Annotated in this window: 1 protein-coding gene; it reads left to right on the top strand. The window is 45.6% G+C overall.

What is annotated here, in order from left to right; translation table 11 throughout:
* Positions 1 to 97: 97 nt before the first annotated feature.
* On the top strand, positions 98 to 1,426 hold the full coding sequence (locus ACQEXT_RS21140) for an IS4 family transposase (protein WP_331418846.1): 1,329 nt from the start codon (positions 98 to 100) through the stop codon (positions 1,424 to 1,426).
* The last annotated feature ends 12 nt before the right edge of the window (positions 1,427 to 1,438 follow it).

Raw genomic sequence — 1,438 nt, forward strand, 5'->3', positions numbered from 1 at the left:
GGCTAATGCCGATCAGTTAAGAGATAAATGATCGGTTGAACGATCCTGCAGATGGCTTATAAAGGCTCTAAGTTTCTATAACTTTGAGCCTTTTATTTTGCAATTAACTACAGCCCTAACACTCGCCAATCGTTATGCCCCCAATACTGAACAACTTGGAAAACTCAGTGACATTCTTTGCCCTGATTTCATCAACCAATGCTTAGAAGCTTCTGGTGTGGCGACTATTCGTAAACGTCGTATCCCTCTCGACATGGCCGTTTGGGCGGTCGTTGCTATGTCGCTTTACCGACAAGAGCCTTTGTGGTCAATTGTCTCCAAAGCGCAATTAATGTTGCCTGGGAAACGAAGTCTGGTTGCCCCTAGTGCTATCGTTCAAGCGAGACAACGGCTCGGGGCTGATGCCATGAAAGAAGTATTCCATCAAAGCCAGAGCTTATGGAATGAAACAGCTGACCATCCGACTTGGTGTGGATTAAAACTCCTCGCTGTCGATGGCGTGGTATGGCGAACGCCAGACACCAAGGAAAACCGCGATGCGTTTCAATCTGCGTCAAATCAGAATAGTGAAGGTAGCTTTCCTCAGGTGCGTATGGTTTGCCAGATGGAGTTGACCAGTCACATGCTGGTCGCCAGTGCTTTCGCTAGTTACAAAACCAGTGAGATGATATTGGCGGAACAGTTGATTGAAACAACACCAGACTACAGCCTCACAATGTTCGACAGAGGCTTTTACTCTCTTAGTCTTCTTCATCGCTGGGCAAATACAGGAACTGAAAGGCATTGGCTAATGCCAATGCGCAAGAATACCCAATTTACTGAAGTCAGAAAGCTGGGTCGCAATGATCGGATTGTCGAACTCAAGACAGCGCCTCAAGCGAGAAAGAAGTCCCCGTCACTACCTGAAACCATCGAAGTTCGCCTGATAAAGAAAACTATCAAAGGGAAAGAAGTGAATATCTTGACCTCGATGACTGATCATCGTCGTTATCCGCCAGCGGAAATAGCAGAGCTTTACAGTCATAGATGGGAAATCGAAGTTGGATATCGGGAAATGAAGTCTTCACTTCTGAACAACGAGTTCACACTGAGAAGTAAGAAGCCAGAGATGGTAAAACAAGAACTATGGGGCTTATTGCTTAGCTATAACATTATTAGATATCAGATGGTTAACATGGCTAGAGCAGTGCCTGGCATCTACCCCAACCAACTGAGCTTCACAACGTGTGCTCACTCTATCATTCACGTAATTTTGGGGTTCTGGTTGGAGTCAGCGGGAACAATCCCTAAGCGCATTACTCACTTGCAAGAGGAGGCGATACATCATGTCTTGCCCATTAAACGAGAAGAGCGGATATATCCGAGAGCAATAAAACCAAAGGCAAAGAAATACCCCAATAAAAAGAAAGCCAGTCAGCTTAACTGACTGGCATTAGCC

Origin of the sequence: Vibrio sp. TRT 29B02, assembly GCF_050113655.1 — a bacterium.
In the GTDB taxonomy this organism is placed as follows: Bacteria; Pseudomonadota; Gammaproteobacteria; order Enterobacterales; family Vibrionaceae; genus Vibrio.